The sequence below is a fragment of the Citrobacter sp. 50677481 genome, from assembly GCF_001463265.1.
Classification (GTDB): Bacteria; Pseudomonadota; Gammaproteobacteria; order Enterobacterales; family Enterobacteriaceae; genus Citrobacter_A; species Citrobacter_A sedlakii.
Genome location: NZ_LNHZ01000075.1, coordinates 191327 through 210663, shown reverse-complemented (window position 1 = coordinate 210663; position 19337 = coordinate 191327). Strand labels below are relative to the sequence as shown.

Below are 19337 nucleotides of genomic sequence, written 5' to 3'. Positions count from 1 at the left end.
GATGACGCGACTGGTGATTATCGGCAACGGTATGGCGGCCACCCGACTGGTGGAAATACTCGTTGCCGACGAACGGCGTCCGTATCGCATTACTCTGATTGGCGATGAGCCGCAGCCTGCTTACAACCGCATCCTGCTGACGCCGGTGCTCGGTGGCGAAAAGCCCTTTGCCGAAACGGTGCTGCACGCGCCGCAATGGTATCGCGACCACGGTATTACGGTACTGAACGGGGAGGCGGTGATCGCCGTCGATGTCCACGCCAGAACGCTTACCACCACCCGGCGCAGCCTGGGCTGGGATGAGCTGGTTTTTGCCACCGGTTCCGACCCTTTTATCCCGCCGGTTGAGGGGGCTGACCAGGCGCATGTCACGGCGTTCCGCACCGTCCAGGATGTAGAAAAGATCTGTCAGGCAGGTGGCCCCGCGATAGTACTGGGCGGCGGGGTGCTCGGGGTAGAAGCCGCCGCGGCGTTACGCTATTCGTGTGACAACGTCACGTTGGTGCACCGGGCAGATCGTCTTATGGAACAACAGCTTGACCATCAGGCCAGTGCGCTACTGGAAGCGCAACTCACCACCCGCGGGATCCACTGTTTCCTTTCATCCGGCATCGCGCGTATTGCAGAGCAGACGGTGACGCTACAGGACGGGCGGGTATTGGCGGCAAATCGGGTGATTATCGCCACCGGCGTGAAGCCCAATATTCGTCTGGCGCAGGAAAGCGGCATTGCGTGCCAGCGCGGCATTGTTGTTGATGCGCAGTTACGTACCAACATAGCGAATGTCAGCGCCATGGGCGAGTGCTGTGAAATCAACGGTCAGACATGGGGGCTGGTCGCGCCATGTCTGGCGCAGGCGGCGGTGCTGGCGGCCCGTCTTTGTGGCGCGCCGGAGGACGATTTTCGCTGGCAGGAGTCGGGAACCCGCCTGAAAGTGACCGGCATTGACCTGTTCAGCGCAGGCGCGGTGGAAACCCTTCCCGGCGACGAGGTGTATTCCAGCCTTGATCCACTCAGCGGACATTATCGGCGTCTGCTTATTCGTGGCGGCAAACTTGCCGGCGCGTTACTGATGGGCGATTGCCGCAGCGCCGCGCCGTTTACCGAACTGCTGGCGCAGCGCGCGACGGCACATCCTGACTGGTTATTCGACCACTTTGACACGCAACCGACGGTTGCAGGACTGAAGACGATGACAAAACCGACGCTGGCCGTTGTGGGACACGGAATGGTAGGCCACCATTTCCTTGAGCAGTGCGTAAGCCGCAATCTGCATGAGCAGTATCAGATTGTGGTATTCGGTGAAGAGCGCCACGCCGCCTATGACCGGGTACATTTGTCGGAATACTTTGCCGGACGTAGCGCGCAGTCGCTGTCGCTGGTGGAGGAGGACTTTTTTATCCGCTACGGCATTGAATTACGACTTTCGCAGCGCGTCGTCGCTATCGACAGGGAGAGGCGGATAATTCGTACCGCCAGCGGTCATGAAACCCACTGGGATAAGCTGGTGCTGGCTACCGGATCGTATCCGTTCGTGCCGCCGGTCATGGGCAATGATTCGCCTGGCTGCTTTGTTTACCGCACGCTGGACGATCTGGACGCCATTGCGGCGAAGGCCAAAGCGGCGCGTCGTGGGGTTGTGATCGGCGGTGGGTTGTTGGGGCTGGAAGCGGCAAACGCGCTGCGCCAGCTTGGGCTGGAAACGCACGTTGTTGAATTTGCGCCAAACCTGATGGCGGTACAGCTGGATGACGCTGGCGCGGCGATGTTGCGCGAGAAAATCGACGCGCTGGGCGTAGGTGTGCACACCGCGAAAGCGACCACCGGGATTGTGACCACGGCGGACGGTCTGATCCTGCATTTTGCCGATGGCGAGCGTCTGGAAACCGATATGGTGGTCTTTTCTGCCGGGATCCGCCCGCAGGATGCGCTGGCGCGCGACGCCGGATTAGCCGTCGGTGAACGCGGGGGGATCCGCATAGACAGCCGGTGTTTGACCTCTGATGACGCCATTTACGCCATTGGCGAATGCGCGCTCTGGGAAGGGCGGATTTATGGACTTGTTGCGCCGGGGTATCAGATGGCGCGAGTGGTTGCCGCCGGACTGGCGCAGGAGTCGGCGTGTTTTAGCGGCGCGGACATGAGCACCAAACTGAAACTTCTGGGCGTGGATGTCGCCTCGTTTGGCGACGCGCAGGCCCGCACGCCAGGCGCAAAAAGCTACCAGTGGATCGACGGTCCTGAGCAAATCTATAAAAAAATCGTCGTTAGCGCCGACGGCAAAACGTTGCTCGGCGGTGTGCTGGTGGGGGACGTGGGCGACTACGCCACGCTGTTGCCGATGATGCTGAACGGGATTGCGCTTCCCGCCCGGCCAGAGTCGCTGATTTTACCTGCGCTTTCCGCTGGCGCGCCTATTGCCCTCGGCGTGGCGGCGCTTCCGGACAGCGCGCAGGTTTGCTCCTGTCATAACGTCAGCAAAGCGGATATCTGCCAGGCGGTCAGCGCGGGCGCAACCGATATCCCCGCGCTCAAGCAGTGCACCAAGGCGGCGACTGGCTGCGGCGGCTGTAGCGCGCTGGTTAAACAGGTGATGGAACATCAGCTTGCCGCTCAGGGCGTGGAGGTCAAAAAGGATATCTGCGAACACTTCTCGTATTCGCGTCAGGAAATTTATCACCTGGTGCGGGTTAACCGGATCCATACCTTTGAGCAATTGATTAGTCGCTACGGACAGGGCCACGGCTGCGAAATTTGTAAGCCGCTGGTCGGTTCGGTGCTGGCCTCGTGCTGGAACGACTATCTGCTGAAGCCTGCGCACAGGCCGCTACAGGATACCAACGATCGTTTTTTCGCCAATATTCAGAAAGACGGTACCTATTCGGTCGTGCCAAGAATGGCGGCGGGAGAAGTGACGGCTGACGGGTTGATCGCGATGGGCGAGATCGCCAAACGCTATCGGCTGTACAGCAAAATTACGGGCGGTCAGCGCATCGATCTCTTTGGCGCGCGACTGGAGCAACTGCCGGATATCTGGCGCGACCTGATTGCAGCCGGATTTGAAACCGGGCACGCCTACGGCAAGTCGCTGCGGACGGTGAAATCCTGTGTTGGCTCGACCTGGTGTCGCTACGGCGTACAGGACTCCACCGGACTGGCGGTGAGGCTGGAGCATCGCTATAAAGGGCTGCGTGCGCCGCATAAAATCAAAATGGCGGTGTCCGGCTGTACCCGTGAATGCGCCGAAGCACAGGGCAAAGATGTCGGGGTTATTGCCACCGATAAGGGCTGGAACCTGTACCTGTGCGGCAATGGCGGCATGAAACCGCGTCACGCCGATCTGTTTGCCAGCGATATGGACAGCGACACGCTGATACGCACCATCGATCGCTTTCTGATGTTCTACATTCGCACGGCCAACCGCTTACAGCGTACCAGTACCTGGATGGATAATCTCGAAGGCGGCATTGCTTACCTGCGCGAGGTGATCCTCAACGATAGCCTCGGCATTGCCGACGAGCTGGAGCAGGAGATGGCGCGCGTGGTGGAAAGCTACCAGTGTGAGTGGCAAACGACGTTGAACGACCCGCAGCAGTTGGCGTTGTTCCGGTCAACCCTCATCAGCCAGCCGCAGGAGGAAAACCAGCGACCCTGGCAGGCGGTGTGCGACGTTGAGGCGATCCCGGAACGCCTGGGCGTCGGCGCGCGACTGGGTGAGCGGCAGATTGCGCTGTTCCGCTTTGGCGAAACGGTGTTCGCGCTGGACGATCGCGAGCCGGGCAGCGACGCCAACGTGCTTTCCCGCGGCATTCTGGGCGACGCCGGCGGCGAACCGATCGTCATTTCACCACTGTATAAACAGCGTATTCGCCTGCGCGATGGCCGTCAGTGCGACAGCGGCGAACCGATGGTACGCGCGTGGCCGGTGAAAGTGGAAGGCGGGACGGTGTGGGTCGGCAATCAGGCGCTGCTGCTGCGCGCGGAGGCATCATGAGCGAAACCCGAACCACTTGTCCTTACTGCGGCGTTGGCTGCGGGGTAATTGCCGAGGTAAGCAAAAAGGGCGTCACCGTAAGAGGCGATCCGTCGCATCCGGCAAACTATGGGCGGCTGTGCGTGAAAGGCGCAGCACTCGGCGAAACCACCGGGCTGGCGGAACGTTTACTGCACCCGACCGTGGACGGTGAAGTTACCGACTGGCAGCAGGCGCTGGATACCGCAGGCCATCGGCTGCAGGCGATTATTGACCGTTACGGTCCGAAGGCGGTCGCGTTCTATGCCTCAGGTCAGTTGCTCACCGAAGACTATTACGCGGCGAACAAGCTGATGAAAGGTTTTATCGGCGCCGCCAATATCGACACCAACTCCCGACTTTGCATGTCGTCGGCGGTCACCGCCTACAAACGCGCCTTTGGCGCCGACGTGGTGCCGTGCAGTTACGAGGACGTCGAGCAGAGCGAACTGGTGATCCTGGTCGGCTCAAACGCCGCCTGGACGCATCCGGTACTCTACCAGCGCCTGGCGCAGGCAAAGGCCGACAACCCGTCGATGCGGGTGGTGGTGATCGATCCGCGCCGTACGCCCACCTGTGACATCGCCGACCTTCATCTTCCTCTCGCGCCGGGCAGCGACGGCGGGCTGTTTGTCGGTCTGCTCCACGCGCTCCAGCAGAGTGGGCTGGCGAACAGCGACTTTGTCGATGGTCAGGCGGCGCTGGCGCTGGCTGACGAATGGCCGCTGGCGCGGGTGGCGGAATATTGCGAGCTGGAACGGCAGACCGTCGCCACCTTCTATGACTGGTTTCTCAGCGCCCGGACCGCCATCACGCTTTACTCCATGGGCATTAACCAGTCGGCCAGCGGCAGCAACAAGTGTAATGCTATTATCAACGTTCACCTCGCCAGCGGAAAGGTCAACCGCGCAGGCTGCGGCCCCTTTTCGCTGACCGGACAGCCAAACGCGATGGGCGGTCGCGAGGTCGGCGGACTGGCGACCCAGCTTGCCGCTCACATGGATTTTGAACCCGCTGACGTGTCGCGCGTCGCCCGTTTCTGGGGGACGGAACGCCTGGCGCAAACGCCGGGGCTGATGGCGGTCGATTTGTTTGCGGCTATCGCCAGCGGCGAGGTCAAAGCGGTGTGGATCATGGGCACCAATCCTGCGGTGTCGCTACCGGACAGCCATGCGGTATGTCAGGCGCTGGCGGCGTGCCCACTGGTGATTGTCTCTGAGGTAATGGAAAAGACGGATACCAGCCGTTATGCGCATATCCGTTTTCCGGCGCTGGCGTGGGGGGAAAAAGACGGCACAGTAACCAACTCCGAACGGCGGATCTCGCGCCAGCGGGCGTTTTTACCCGCGCCCGGCGAAGCGCGCGCCGACTGGTGGATTGTGGCGCAAATGGCTAAGCGACTGGGATTCGCCAGCGCATTTGCCTGGCAGGACGCGTGGCAGGTCTTTCGCGAACACGCCGCGCTTTCCGGGTTTGAAAATAACGGTGAGCGGGCATTTGATATCGGCGCGCTGGCGGCACTCAGCCGTGAACAGTGGCAGGATCTGACGCCTGTACGCTGGCCGGTAAGCCGCACGCAAGACGCGCCGCCGGCATGGCGGCGTCTGCGGATGGTGCCGGTTGCGCCGCAGGGCATGAATACCTGCGGCGATCCGCTGTATCCGCTGGTGCTCAATACCGGGCGCATTCGCGACCAATGGCATACGCTGACCCGCACCGGAAATGTCCCACGCCTGATGCAGCATATCAGCGAACCGATCGTCGAGCTGTCACCGCGGGATGGCGCGCGACTTCAGCTTGTTGACGGCGCTCTGTGCCGGATCCATTCGCCGCGCGGCGTGATGGTCGCAAGGGTGATGATACACCCCGGTCAGCGCGAGGGGAGCGCTTTTGCACCTATGCACTGGAACAATCAGTTTGCCCGTCAGGGGAGGGTGAACGCGCTGGTTGCGCCGGTGTGTGACCCGCATTCCGGTCAGCCGGAAAGCAAACAGACGGCGGTGCGTATCACCCCGTGGCAGCCGTGCTGGCAGGGAGAGTTGTTCTGCCGCGATCCGCTGACGCTACCGCCTTATGTTCACCGCTGGCGAAAAGCCACGCGATGCGGGCTGCGCTATACGCTGGCTGCCGATCGTCCCGTTACCGACTGGCTGGAAAATCACTACACTGAGCAGGGCTGGCAGATACAGCGGGCCACGACGCCGTACGGGCAGCATCTGCTCGCCTGGCGTCAGGGAAGGCTGATGTCCGGGTTCTGGTCGGGAACGGTACTGCCTGCGCTTGATGAGGCGCTAATCGTCTCCGCTTTTCGCCAGCCGCCGGAAACCGCCAGGGCGCGCCATGCGCTGCTGAGCGGAAACGCTGACGGCGAGCAAGCCGATCCGGGGGCGATCGTCTGCAGTTGCTTTAGCGTCGGGGAGAAAACCATTGCTCAGGCCATAGGTCAGGGTTGCGACTCGGTGGCGGCGTTGGGGTTAAGCCTGCGTTGCGGTACGCACTGCGGCTCCTGCGTACCGGAGCTAAAAGCGATTCTGGCGCGGATGCTTCCCTGCAAAGCGTAAGGATTATCCTGAAAGTGTGAGAAAGCCTGCAAAACGGCGAAAAATCGGATAGGCTTTTACCGTGTTTTATTGATCGATAGACGTAAGAAGCCGCCGCTGATTTGAGCCGTTTTGTTTCTCATCCCACGCTGTTCTCCCTGTTCCTGCTGCTGGCGGGCGGTCACGCCTGCGCGCAATCTACGTTTATCCATCAGGCCGAGAATCCGTTCGATAATAATCAGGATGGTTTGCCCGACCTGGGAATGACCCCAACGTCAAACGAGGGGGAAAAGCATTTCGCGGAAATGATGAAGGCCTTTGGCGAAGCAAGTATGACCGATAACGGCCTGGATGCGGGCGAGCAGGCGAAACAGTTCGCCTTCGAACAGGTGCGCGACGCCCTCAGCGAGCAGGTGAACCAGCAACTGGAAACCTGGCTGTCGCCGTGGGGCAACGCCAGCGTCAATGTCCAGGTCGACAACGAAGGCAATTTCAACGGTAGCCGCGGAAGCTGGTTTATCCCCTGGCAGGATAACACCCGCTACCTCACCTGGAGTCAACTGGGCCTGACGCAACAGGACGATGGGCTGGTGAGCAATGTCGGTATCGGACAGCGTTGGGCGCGCGACGGCTGGTTGCTGGGCTATAACACCTTTTACGACAATCTTCTCGATGAAAACCTGCAGCGCGCAGGGCTGGGAGCGGAAGCGTGGGGAGAATATTTACGCCTGTCCGCGAATTATTACCAGCCGTTCGCCTCCTGGCAGACGCACACGGATACGCTGGAACAGCGGATGGCGCGCGGATATGACCTCAGCGCGGAAATGCGTATGCCGTTCTACCAGCACCTCAATACCCGGGTCAGTGTGGAACAATATTTTGGCGACAGCGTCGATCTGTTTGACTCCGGGACGGGCTACCATAATCCGGTGGCGGTGAGTCTGGGGCTCAATTACACTCCGGTGCCGCTGGTCACGGTGACCGCCCAGCACAAGCAGGGCGAGAGCGGCGTCAGCCAGAACAATCTTGGCCTGAACCTCAACTATCGCTTCGGCGTACCGCTGAAAAAGCAATTGTCAGCCAGCGAAGTGGCGGCCAGTCAATCACTGCGCGGCAGTCGCTATGACAATCCACAGCGTAACAACCTGCCTACCATGGAATATCGTCAGCGCAAAACGTTGAGCGTGTTTCTGGCGACGCCGCCGTGGGATCTGCATGCCGGAGAAACGGTAGCGCTGAAACTCCAGGTGCGCAGTCTGCACGGAGTGCTCCACCTGACCTGGCAGGGCGATACCCAGGCGCTGAGCCTGACCTCCGGGCCTGATCCTGACAGCATTGATGGCTGGACGATCATTATGCCAGCATGGGACAGCAGTGAAGGGGCGACCAACCGCTGGCGGTTGTCGGTGGTGGTGGAAGACGAAAAAGGTCAGCGTGTCTCCTCCAATGAGATCACGCTTGCGCTGACGGAGCCGTTTATGGCAATGCCGGATGACGATCCGCGCTGGCGACTGCTCCCGGAGGAGTAATCAGAAGATGCGTTCCTGATGCACCCATACCGCGGCTTCTACACGCGATTTCAGCTTCATTTTTTTCAGCATATGTTTGACGTGAACTTTTACCGTGCTTTCGGTGATGTCCAGGCGGCGGGCGATCATTTTATTTGGCAGACCCTGGGCGATGAGCTTCAGGATATCGCGCTCGCGCGGGGTAAGCTGGGTCACGTCGCGGTCAGAAGTGGCGCGGTTGGCGCGCAGACTGGCGGCCAGCACTGGGGTTAACGCTTCGCTCAGCACCATTTCGCCAGCGGCGGCCTGCTGTAAGGACTTCAACAGATCTTCCGGCTCCATATCTTTTAGCAGGTAGCCATCCGCGCCGCGTTTGAGCGCGGTGACCACGTCTTCTTCATGGTTTGAGACGCTGAACACCACGATACGGCCGGACAACGCCTTTTCCCGTAGCTTGTCGAGGGTTTCCAGACCGTTCATGCCAGGCATATTCAGGTCCAGCAGGATCAGATCCGGGTCAAGCGATTCCGCCAGTTCAATACCCTGTTCGCCATTGCTGGCCTCGCCGACCACGGTAATGTCCGCGGCCATGCTGACAAGCTGTTTGACGCCGGTCCGCAGCATCGGATGATCGTCGATGAGCAGGATGGTTGCCTGTTCCGGATTATTCATGGGTATCTCCTTGCACTTCAGTGAAGTATTTTTCGGGAATAAAGGTGACAGCGACTTCAGTGCCTCCCGTCTCGCGACGGCGCACCCGGCAATCACCGCGCAGGCTCTGGGCCCGGTCACGCATAATGATCATGCCATAGTGATTGCTGCGTTCGGCGTTTTCAGGCACGCCGCAGCCGTTGTCCTGGACGGTTAATTTCACCTGCTTACCTTTTAGCGCCGCAGTGACGACCACTTCATCGGCCTGCGAATGTTTGAGCGCGTTGCTTAACGCTTCGCGGGCAATTTGCAGCAGGTGAATAGCCTGATGCGACGGCACCAGGCGGGGCGGCAACTGGTAATCCAGCTTTACCGTAAAGCCAAAGCGGGCACTGTATTCCTGGCAACTGGCTTCCAGCGCAGGACGCAGTCCAGGCTCGGTCAGCTGTAGCCGGAAAGTGGTTAACAGTTCGCGCAATTGCGCCCATGAGGCGTTCAGTTCATTGCGGATCTGGCTCAGCAACTCGCGGCTGCTTTCCGGTAACGTGTCACCCTGCATTTGCAAACAACTGACCTGCATCTTCATACAGGACAGCGATTGGGCAATGGAATCATGCAGTTCGCGCGCAATGGTTGCACGCTCTTCCATGACAATCAACTGCTGCTGGCGTTCCTGATGACGATCCAACGCCAGCGTAGCGGTAAGCTGTTCGACTAACGTGTCGACCAGTTGCTGCTGATCGTGGCTCAGGTGTCCGCCCGGCGGCAGGGTTGCCAGCAGAATGCCGTACTGGGTGTGGGTGTCGGTCAGACGCCATTTCAGGGTCATGCCGCCGTCACTCTCCGGCAATGTTCCGCGCGGACATAAATGGCAGCCCTTGTCGTCGCAGCTACTGTCAGACTGACAGGTAAATTCCTGATGATTATCTTCATCTTCCTGGTCATAAACCCGCAACTCAATGTCGTGCAGCAGCGTCAAGTTTTGCAGTCCATTCAGCACCGGCGAGAGCCGCTCGCACAGCGGTGCCTGCGAGTGCAGACGGCGGTTTGCCTGCCAGAGGAACGAAAAGATTTGATTCTTTTGCTCCAGCCCGGCGGTTTTCTCTTTTACCCGCTGCTCGAGAACTGAATAGCTTTCCGCCAGTTCGTCAGACATGTTGTTCAGCGCATCGCCGAGCATTGCCATCTCGTTACGTCCGCTGATGCGTGCGCGCTGGGTAAAGTCGCGATGGCTGACGGCGCGGGCCATCGACAGCAGCTGTTTCCAGGGTTGAAGCAAGCGCGCGCGTAACCAGATGATGGTAAAGACCAGCAGCAGCGCCATAAAAATCGCCATCATCCGATGTACCATCACCACGCGTTCGATACGCATTTCCGTGGTATGGTCAAACGCCGAAACCAGATTATCCAGACCGGTAACGAAGCGTCCGACGTCAGCGGCGACCGCCTCGCGGCTGTTGGCCTGTTGCAGACCGGGCAACAGCTCGCTGCGCCAGTACGCCTGTAAGGCCTTAAGCTGCGCCTGCTGGCCGTCGCGCTGCGCGGCGCGGGTGAGCTCCGGGCTAAATGCCGTCTGTTCCATCTCGTCCAGCAATTTCTGATCGTTACCCTGTAGCGGCACCGCGGCGAGCAGGCGATAGCTCTGCATGCGCAGCGAACCGGCTTTGTTGATGGCGTGGGCGCTGCCCTGAACGCCCTGTACCAGCCAGCCGGAAACAGCCATTCCCGCCATCCCAAGAGCCGTGGAGAGCATGACGATAAGCGCTACCTGGTTGACCAGCGTGAGCGGAGAGAGACAACGTTTAAGCATAAAACCTTCTTCCTTCAGGTCACTGGCTGCGGGGAGTCGTGACCCCAATGAATGACGATACTGCGGGCGAGGGCGGGCAGTGGCGTTATTCTCGGCTATCACCTGGAGTATACCCATACCTAAAACGAGTTACCTCTTAATTGCCGCGAGTGGCAGGGGTTTTGCGAAGGAGGGAGTAGGGTGACTCAGTATGGTGAAAAACCACATATTTTTTACCGATACGCGCTACTCACTTAGGGTGATCATCATTTTTTGGGCCGCAGAATGACGGCTTTTCCTTTGATTTATATCAACTTACCAAATCCCGTAAACCCTAAGGTGGCAGACATTAAATCGAGTATCAGAGGTGTCTATGAGTCATTCATCCGTCCCTGAAAGGGCATCTGGAGCAGTAATTACAGAATGGCGTCCGGAAGATCCGGCATTCTGGGCGCAACGGGGTCATCGCATCGCCAGTCGCAACCTGTGGATTTCCGTCCCTTGTCTGCTGCTGGCGTTTTGCGTATGGATGTTGTTCAGTGCTGTGGCGGTCAATTTGCCGAAGGTAGGATTTAACTTCACCACCGATCAGCTGTTTATGCTAACTGCGTTGCCGTCAGTTTCCGGCGCGCTGCTGCGTGTGCCGTACTCTTTCATGGTGCCGGTATTTGGCGGACGCCGCTGGACCGCCTTCAGCACCGGGATTTTGATTGTGCCATGCGTATGGTTAGGATTTGCGGTACAGGATACCTCCACGCCGTTCAGCACTTTTATTCTGATCTCTCTGCTGTGCGGTTTTGCCGGGGCTAACTTTGCCTCCAGTATGGCGAACATCAGCTTTTTCTTTCCAAAACAGAAGCAAGGTGGCGCGCTGGGTCTGAACGGTGGTCTCGGCAACATGGGCGTGAGCGTCATGCAACTGGTTGCGCCGCTGGTGGTTTCGCTGTCCATTTTTGCCCTCTTCGGCAGTCACGGTGTTGAACAACCCGACGGTTCGCAGCTGTACCTGGCGAACGCCGCGTGGATTTGGGTGCCGTTCCTGGCCATTTTCACCCTGGCCGCATGGTTTGGTATGAATGAACTGGCGACTTCCAAAGCGTCTCTGAAAGAGCAGCTACCGGTCCTGAAACGCGGCCACTTGTGGATCATGAGCCTGCTGTATCTGGCGACGTTTGGCTCGTTCATCGGCTTTTCTGCCGGGTTTGCGATGCTGTCGAAAACTCAGTTCCCTGATGTACAGATTCTGCATTACGCCTTCTTTGGGCCGTTTATTGGCGCGCTGGCGCGCTCGGCGGGCGGGGCTATTTCCGACCGTCTCGGCGGTACCCGCGTCACGCTGGTGAACTTCGTGCTGATGGCGATATTCAGCGGTCTGTTGTTCCTGACGCTGCCCACAAACGGTACCGGCGGCAGCTTTATCGCCTTCTTTGTGGTGTTCCTCGCCTTGTTCATGACCGCCGGGCTGGGGAGCGGTTCAACGTTTCAGATGATCTCGGTGATTTTCCGTAAGCTGACGATGGACCGCGTAAAAGCGGAAGGCGGTTCGGAAGAGAAAGCGATGCGAGAAGCGGCTACCGACACGGCGGCAGCGCTGGGCTTTATCTCGGCCATTGGCGCGATTGGCGGTTTCTTTATCCCGAAAGCGTTCGGCACATCGCTGGCGTTAACCGGTTCGCCGGTTGGTGCAATGAAAGTGTTCCTGTTCTTCTATATCGCCTGCGTGGTTATCACCTGGCTGGTATATGGGCGCCATTCCAATAAATAAAAAAGTCGTTATTGATTATCCTTTGCGCGGTGTTAGACCGCGCTTTTTTTATCCTGCAATTAGTTACAACATACTGATGTATTTTTAGACGCTTAGCCTGTCGGTTACATCGGCGTAAAGGGGTCATGCAGGGGGCATACCCCTTAATACCCACCCCGGTAAAATTTAACATTTAGCGTAGTATTGGCTGAAAATATTTTCATTAAAAACATAAGGTTATATATTTTTGTTAAATCCCCCCAAAGGGGTATAACCAAATTTACCCGTCGTTTTGTTCCCGGTCTGCCTTGATCGTTATCAATTCCCACGTCCTTTCAGCGCGTTACCGTCAGCAGCAATTAAGCAATGTCGATTTATCAGAGAGCCGTCAGGCTCCCACAGGAGAGAACCGATGAGTAAATTCCTGGATCGGTTTCGCTACTTCAAGCAGAAGGGCGAAACCTTTGCCGATGGGCACGGCCAGCTTCTCGAAACTAACCGGGACTGGGAAGATGGATACAGAAGCCGCTGGCAGCACGATAAAATCGTGCGTTCGACGCACGGGGTGAACTGCACCGGCTCATGCAGCTGGAAAATCTACGTCAAGAACGGTCTGGTGACCTGGGAAACCCAGCAAACCGATTACCCGCGTACCCGTCCCGACATGCCGAACCACGAGCCGCGAGGCTGCCCGCGTGGGGCGAGCTACTCCTGGTATCTCTACAGTGCTAACCGACTGAAATATCCGCTGATGCGCAAACGTCTGATGAAGATGTGGCGTGAGGCGAAAAAACTGCACAGCGATCCGGTTGATGCCTGGGCATCCATCATTGAAGACGCCGACAAAGCAAAAAGCTTCAAGCAGGCGCGCGGTCGCGGCGGCTTCGTGCGTTCTTCCTGGCAGGAAGTGAATGAACTGATTGCTGCCTCGAACGTCTATACCGTTAAAACCTACGGCCCGGACCGCGTTGCGGGCTTCTCGCCGATCCCGGCGATGTCGATGGTCTCTTATGCCTCTGGCGCGCGTTATCTCTCTTTGATAGGCGGCACCTGCCTGAGCTTCTACGACTGGTATTGCGACCTGCCTCCGGCGTCTCCGCAGACCTGGGGCGAGCAGACCGACGTGCCGGAATCCGCCGACTGGTATAACTCCAGCTACATCATTGCCTGGGGATCCAACGTTCCGCAGACCCGTACTCCGGATGCCCACTTCTTTACAGAAGTGCGCTACAAAGGCACCAAGACCGTTGCAGTCACGCCGGACTATGCCGAGATCGCCAAGCTGTGCGACCTGTGGCTGGCGCCGAAGCAGGGTACCGATGCGGCGATGGCGCTGGCAATGGGCCACGTTATGCTGCGCGAATTCCATCTCGACAACCCGAGCCAGTATTTTACTGACTATGTGCGTCGCTACACCGACATGCCGATGCTGGTGATGCTGGAAGAGCGCGACGGTTATTACGCCGCAGGCCGTATGCTGCGCGCCGCCGACCTCGTCGATGCGCTGGGCCAGGAAAACAATCCGCAGTGGAAAACTGTCGCCATGAACAGCAACGGCGACATGGTGGCGCCGAACGGCTCAATTGGTTTCCGCTGGGGCGAAAAAGGCAAATGGAACCTCGAGCAGCGCGATGGGACGACCGGCGCTGAGACAGAATTGCAACTGAGTCTGCTGGGCAGCCAGGACGAGATCGCCGAAGTTGGTTTCCCGTACTTTGGCGGGGAAGGCACAGAACATTTCAACAAAGTTGAACTGGAAAACGTTCTGTTGCACAAACTGCCGGCCAAACGTCTGCAACTGGCGGACGGCACCTCTGCGCTGGTTACCACCGTGTACGACCTGACGATGGCCAACTATGGTCTGGAGCGTGGCCTGAACGACGCCAACTGCGCGACCAGCTACGACGACATTAAAGCGTACACTCCGGCGTGGGCTGAGCAAATCACCGGTGTCCCACGCGCGCACATCGTGCGTATCGCCCGTGAATTTGCCGATAACGCCGATAAAACCCACGGTCGTTCAATGATCATTGTTGGCGCCGGGCTGAACCACTGGTATCACCTCGATATGAACTATCGCGGTTTGATCAATATGCTGGTGTTCTGCGGTTGTATCGGCCAGAGCGGCGGCGGTTGGGCGCACTATGTCGGCCAGGAAAAACTGCGTCCGCAGACCGGCTGGCAGCCGCTGGCCTTTGCACTCGACTGGCAGCGTCCTGCGCGCCATATGAACAGCACCTCTTATTTCTACAATCACTCCAGCCAGTGGCGCTACGAGACGGTCACCGCGCAGGAATTGTTGTCGCCGCTGGCGGACAAATCCCGCTATAGCGGGCATCTGATCGACTTCAACGTGCGCGCTGAGCGTATGGGGTGGTTGCCGTCGGCGCCGCAGTTGGGCACCAACCCGCTGACCATCGCAGAAGAAGCCAAAAAAGCAGGCATGACGCCGGTCGATTACACCGTTAAATCGCTTAAAGACGGCTCAATCCGCTTTGCGGCTGAACAGCCGGAAAACGGTAAAAACCATCCGCGTAACCTGTTTATCTGGCGCTCCAACCTGCTGGGGTCCTCCGGTAAGGGCCATGAGTACATGCTCAAGTATCTGCTCGGTACCGAAAACGGGATTCAGGGGAAAGATCTGGGACAGCAGGGCGGCGTGAAGCCGGAAGAAGTCGAATGGCGGGACAATGGCCTCGACGGCAAGCTGGATCTGGTGGTGACGCTGGATTTCCGTCTGTCGAGCACCTGTCTGTACTCCGACATCGTGTTGCCGACCGCGACCTGGTACGAAAAAGACGACATGAATACCTCGGATATGCATCCGTTTATTCATCCGCTTTCCGCCGCCGTCGACCCGGCCTGGGAATCGAAAAGCGACTGGGAAATCTATAAAGGCATCGCGAAAAAATTCTCTGAGGTGTGCGTCGGCCATCTCGGCCAGGAAACGGACGTCGTCACGCTGCCGATCCAGCATGACTCAGCCGCCGAGCTGGCGCAGCCGCTGGACGTGAAGGACTGGAAAAAAGGCGAATGCGACCTGATTCCGGGCGTCACCGCGCCGCACATCATGACCGTGGAGCGGGACTATCCGGCAACCTATGAGCGTTTCACCTCTATCGGCCCGCTGATGGAGAAAATCGGTAACGGCGGTAAAGGCATCGCGTGGAATACCCAAAGTGAAATGGATCTGCTGCGCAAACTCAATTACACCAAGGCAGAGGGGCCGGCGAAAGGCCAGCCGATGCTCAACACGGCGATTGATGCCGCAGAGATGATCCTGACGCTGGCGCCGGAAACCAACGGTCAGGTGGCGGTCAAAGCCTGGGCGGCGCTCAGCGAGTTTACCGGTCGTGACCATACGCATCTGGCGACAAATAAAGAGGAAGAGAAAATTCGCTTCCGCGATATTCAGGCGCAGCCGCGTAAGATCATCTCCAGCCCGACCTGGTCTGGCCTGGAAGATGAGCATGTGTCCTATAACGCCGGTTACACCAACGTTCACGAGCTGATTCCGTGGCGAACCCTGTCTGGTCGCCAGTCGCTGTATCAGGATCACCAGTGGATGCGTGATTTTGGCGAAAGCCTGCTGGTTTACCGTCCGCCAATCGACACCCGTTCGGTGAAAGCGGTCATGGGCGAGAAATCCAACGGTAACCCGGAAAAAGCGCTCAACTTCCTGACGCCGCACCAGAAGTGGGGTATCCACTCCACCTACAGTGACAACCTGCTGATGCTGACGCTTTCACGCGGCGGTCCAATTGTCTGGATGAGCGAAATCGATGCGAAAGATCTGGGGATTGAAGATAACGACTGGATCGAAGTGTTTAACAGCAACGGTGCGCTGACCGCGCGCGCAGTCGTCAGCCAGCGCGTGCCTGCGGGGATGACCATGATGTACCACGCGCAGGAACGTATCGTGAACCTGCCGGGCTCGGAAATCACGCAGCAGCGCGGCGGGATCCACAACTCGGTTACCCGTATTACGCCGAAACCAACCCATATGATCGGGGGTTATGCGCAACTGGCCTACGGTTTTAACTACTACGGCACTGTCGGCTCTAACCGCGATGAATTTGTGGTGGTACGTAAGATGAAGAACATTAACTGGTTGGATGGCGAAGGCAATGACCAGGTACAGGAGAGCGTAAAATGAAAATTCGTTCACAAGTCGGCATGGTGCTGAATCTCGATAAGTGCATCGGCTGCCACACCTGTTCAGTGACCTGTAAAAACGTCTGGACCAGTCGTGAAGGCATGGAATACGCCTGGTTCAACAATGTGGAAAGCAAACCGGGCGTCGGCTTCCCGAACGACTGGGAAAACCAGGAGAAATGGAAGGGCGGCTGGATCCGTAAAATCAACGGCAAACTGCAGCCGCGTATGGGTAACCGTGCGATGCTGCTCGGTAAAATTTTCGCCAACCCGCATCTGCCGGGCATTGATGATTACTACGAGCCGTTTGACTACGACTATCAGAATCTGCACAACGCGCCGGAAAGTAAACACCAGCCGATCGCCCGTCCGCGCTCGCTGATCACCGGCCAGCGGATGGATAAGATTACCAGCGGCCCGAACTGGGAGGAGATTCTGGGCGGCGAGTTTGAAAAACGCGCCAAAGACCAGAACTTCGAAAACATGCAGAAGGCGATGTACGGCCAGTTCGAAAACACCTTCATGATGTATCTGCCGCGCCTGTGCGAACACTGCCTGAACCCGGCATGTGTGGCGACCTGTCCGAGCGGAGCCATTTATAAGCGTGAAGAAGACGGCATCGTGCTGATCGACCAGGACAAGTGCCGCGGATGGCGTATGTGCATCACCGGCTGCCCGTACAAAAAAATCTACTTCAACTGGAAGAGCGGCAAGTCAGAGAAGTGCATCTTCTGTTACCCGCGTATCGAAGCCGGTCAGCCGACCGTGTGCTCTGAAACCTGTGTCGGTCGTATCCGCTACCTCGGCGTGCTGTTGTACGACGCCGATGCGATTGAGAATGCCGCCAGCACCGAAAACGAGAAGGACCTGTATCAGCGTCAGCTTGATGTGTTCCTCGATCCGAACGATCCGGCAGTGATCGAACAGGCGCTGAAAGACGGCGTGCCGCAGAGCGTGATTGACGCGGCGCAGCAGTCGCCGGTGTACAAAATGGCGATGGACTGGAAGCTGGCGCTGCCGCTGCATCCGGAATACCGTACGCTGCCGATGGTCTGGTATGTGCCGCCGCTGTCGCCGATTCAGTCTGCCGCGGATGCGGGCGAACTGGGCAGCAACGGTATTCTGCCGGACGTGGAGAGTCTGCGTATTCCGGTTCAGTACCTGGCGAATCTGCTGACGGCAGGGGATACCCAGCCGGTGCTGCTGGCGCTGAAACGTATGTTGGCGATGCGTCATTACAAACGTGCGGAAACCGTAGACGGCAAAGCGGATACCCGCGCGCTGGAAGAAGTGGGCTTAAGTGAAGCGCAGGCTCAGGAGATGTATCGTTATCTGGCGATCGCTAACTACGAAGATCGTTTTGTGGTGCCGAGCAGCCACCGTGAACTGGCGCGTGATGCGTTCCCGGAGAAAAGCGGCTGTGGCTTTACCTTCGGCGACGGCTGCCACGGTTCTGACAGCAAGTTCAACCTGTTCAACAGTCGCCGCATTGATGCCATCGATGTGACCAGCAAAACGGAGTCGCACCAATGATTGAACTCGTCATTGTTTCGCGTCTGCTCGAGTACCCTGATGCTGCCCTGTGGCAGCATCAGCAGGAGCTTTACGAAGCACTCGCGTCATCGGAAAACCTCGATAAAGAGGATGCGCATCAGCTCAGCGTTTTTCTGCGTGATTTAACCGCACAGGACATGCTGGATGTGCAGGCCAGTTACAGCGAACTGTTTGACCGCGGGCGCGCCACGTCGCTGCTGCTGTTTGAACATGTGCACGGCGAGTCACGCGATCGTGGTCAGGCGATGGTTGACCTGATGGCGCAGTATGAGCAGCACGGGTTGCAACTCGATAGCCGCGAATTGCCGGATCATCTGCCGCTGTATCTCGAATACCTGGCGCAGTTGCCGAAAAACGAGGCGCTGGGCGGTTTGCAGGATATCGCGCCGATTCTGGCGTTGCTGAGCGCGCGCTTGCAACAGCGTGAAAGCCGCTATGCGGTGCTGTTCGACTTGCTGCTGAAGCTGGCGAAGACCACCATCGACAGCGACAAAGTCGCCGAAAAAATTGCGGATGAAGTGCGCGACGATACGCCGCAGGCGCTTGATGCGGTCTGGGAAGAAGAGCAGGTGAAATTCTTTGCCGATCAGGGCTGCGGCGAGTCGGAAATCGCTGCTCACCAACGTCGTTTTGCTGGCGCCGTCGCGCCGCAATACCTGAATATCACTACCGGAGGACAGCAATAATGCACTTCCTGAATATGTTCTTCTTTGATATCTACCCGTACATCGCCGGGTCGGTCTTTCTGATTGGCAGTTGGCTACGCTATGACTATGGTCAGTACACCTGGCGTGCCGCATCCAGCCAGATGCTGGATCGCAAGGGGATGAACCTGGCGTCTAACCTGTTCCATTTCGGCATTTTGGGGATCTTTGCCGGTCACTTTCTCGGTATGTTAACGCCTCACTGGATGTATGAATCCTTCCTCCCTGTCGACGTAAAGCAAAAGATGGCGATGATCGGTGGCGGGGCGGCGGGCCTGATGACCCTGGTCGGCGGCGTACTGCTGCTGAAACGCCGTCTGTTCAGTCCACGCGTACGGGCAACGACCACTGGCGCAGATATTCTGATCCTGTCGCTGCTGGTGATTCAGTGCGCGCTGGGGCTGCTGACGATACCGTTCTCCGCTCAGCATATGGACGGTAGCGAGATGATGAAGCTGGTCGGCTGGGCGCAGTCTGTCGTGACTTTCCACGGTGGCGCCTCGGCGCAGCTTGACGGCGTGGCGTTTATTTTCCGTCTGCACCTGGTACTCGGGATGACGCTATTCCTGCTGTTCCCGTTCTCCCGTCTCGTGCATATCTGGAGCGCGCCGGTAGAGTACCTGACGCGCAAATACCAGATTGTGCGTGCACGTCGCTGATTCGATGGCTGTCTGATGATA

The 19337-nt window shown here is 58.2% G+C and carries 10 protein-coding genes; 8 read left to right on the top strand and 2 right to left on the bottom strand.

All coding sequences use genetic code 11. From position 1 onward, the window contains the following. Position 1 precedes the first annotated feature (1 nt). The 3 genes from nirB (at position 2) to APU02_RS22705 (ending at position 8081) form a co-directional block, all read left to right on the top strand. Positions 2-3994, top strand: a complete 3993-nt coding sequence (gene nirB, locus APU02_RS22715) for a nitrite reductase large subunit NirB (protein WP_072197179.1) — start codon at positions 2-4, stop codon at positions 3992-3994. After that, on the top strand, positions 3991-6573 hold the full coding sequence (locus APU02_RS22710) for a nitrate reductase (protein WP_060571314.1): 2583 nt from the start codon (positions 3991-3993) through the stop codon (positions 6571-6573). The genes nirB and APU02_RS22710 overlap by 4 nt, the downstream gene beginning before the upstream one ends. 101 nt (positions 6574-6674) lie before the next feature. Beyond that, complete coding sequence (locus tag APU02_RS22705) at positions 6675-8081, top strand: YchO/YchP family invasin (RefSeq protein ID WP_072197178.1); 1407 nt, start codon at positions 6675-6677, stop codon at positions 8079-8081. Here APU02_RS22705 and narL read toward each other — a convergent pair whose 3' ends face one another. After that, positions 8082-8732, bottom strand: a complete 651-nt coding sequence (gene narL, locus APU02_RS22700) for a two-component system response regulator NarL (protein WP_012906023.1) — start codon at positions 8730-8732, stop codon at positions 8082-8084. After that, entirely contained in the window at positions 8725-10521 is a 1797-nt protein-coding gene (gene narX, locus APU02_RS22695; protein ID WP_060571313.1) for a nitrate/nitrite two-component system sensor histidine kinase NarX, read from the bottom strand. Before narX ends, narL begins: the two co-directional genes overlap by 8 nt. A 352-nt stretch (positions 10522-10873) precedes the next feature. On the opposite strand from narX, the gene APU02_RS22690 reads away from it, so the two are divergent. The 5 genes from APU02_RS22690 (at position 10874) to narI (ending at position 19316) form a co-directional block, all read left to right on the top strand. Continuing rightward, positions 10874-12265, top strand: a complete 1392-nt coding sequence (locus APU02_RS22690) for a NarK family nitrate/nitrite MFS transporter (RefSeq protein ID WP_042283584.1) — start codon at positions 10874-10876, stop codon at positions 12263-12265. 391 nt (positions 12266-12656) lie between these two features. Continuing rightward, positions 12657-16400: a nitrate reductase subunit alpha gene (locus APU02_RS22685; RefSeq protein WP_042283581.1), complete on the top strand. Its 3744-nt coding sequence runs from the start codon at positions 12657-12659 to the stop codon at positions 16398-16400. Next, positions 16397-17932, top strand: coding sequence for a nitrate reductase subunit beta (gene narH / locus APU02_RS22680; RefSeq protein WP_042283579.1), 1536 nt, complete (start codon positions 16397-16399; stop codon positions 17930-17932). Before APU02_RS22685 ends, narH begins: the two co-directional genes overlap by 4 nt. Then, the gene (narJ, locus tag APU02_RS22675) at positions 17929-18639 is read left to right on the top strand and encodes a nitrate reductase molybdenum cofactor assembly chaperone (RefSeq protein ID WP_060571312.1); all 711 of its coding nucleotides are present in this window, start codon (positions 17929-17931) and stop codon (positions 18637-18639) included. Before narH ends, narJ begins: the two co-directional genes overlap by 4 nt. Then, positions 18639-19316, top strand: coding sequence for a respiratory nitrate reductase subunit gamma (narI, locus tag APU02_RS22670; RefSeq protein WP_060571311.1), 678 nt, complete (start codon positions 18639-18641; stop codon positions 19314-19316). The genes narJ and narI overlap by 1 nt, the downstream gene beginning before the upstream one ends. The last annotated feature ends 21 nt before the right edge of the window (positions 19317-19337 follow it).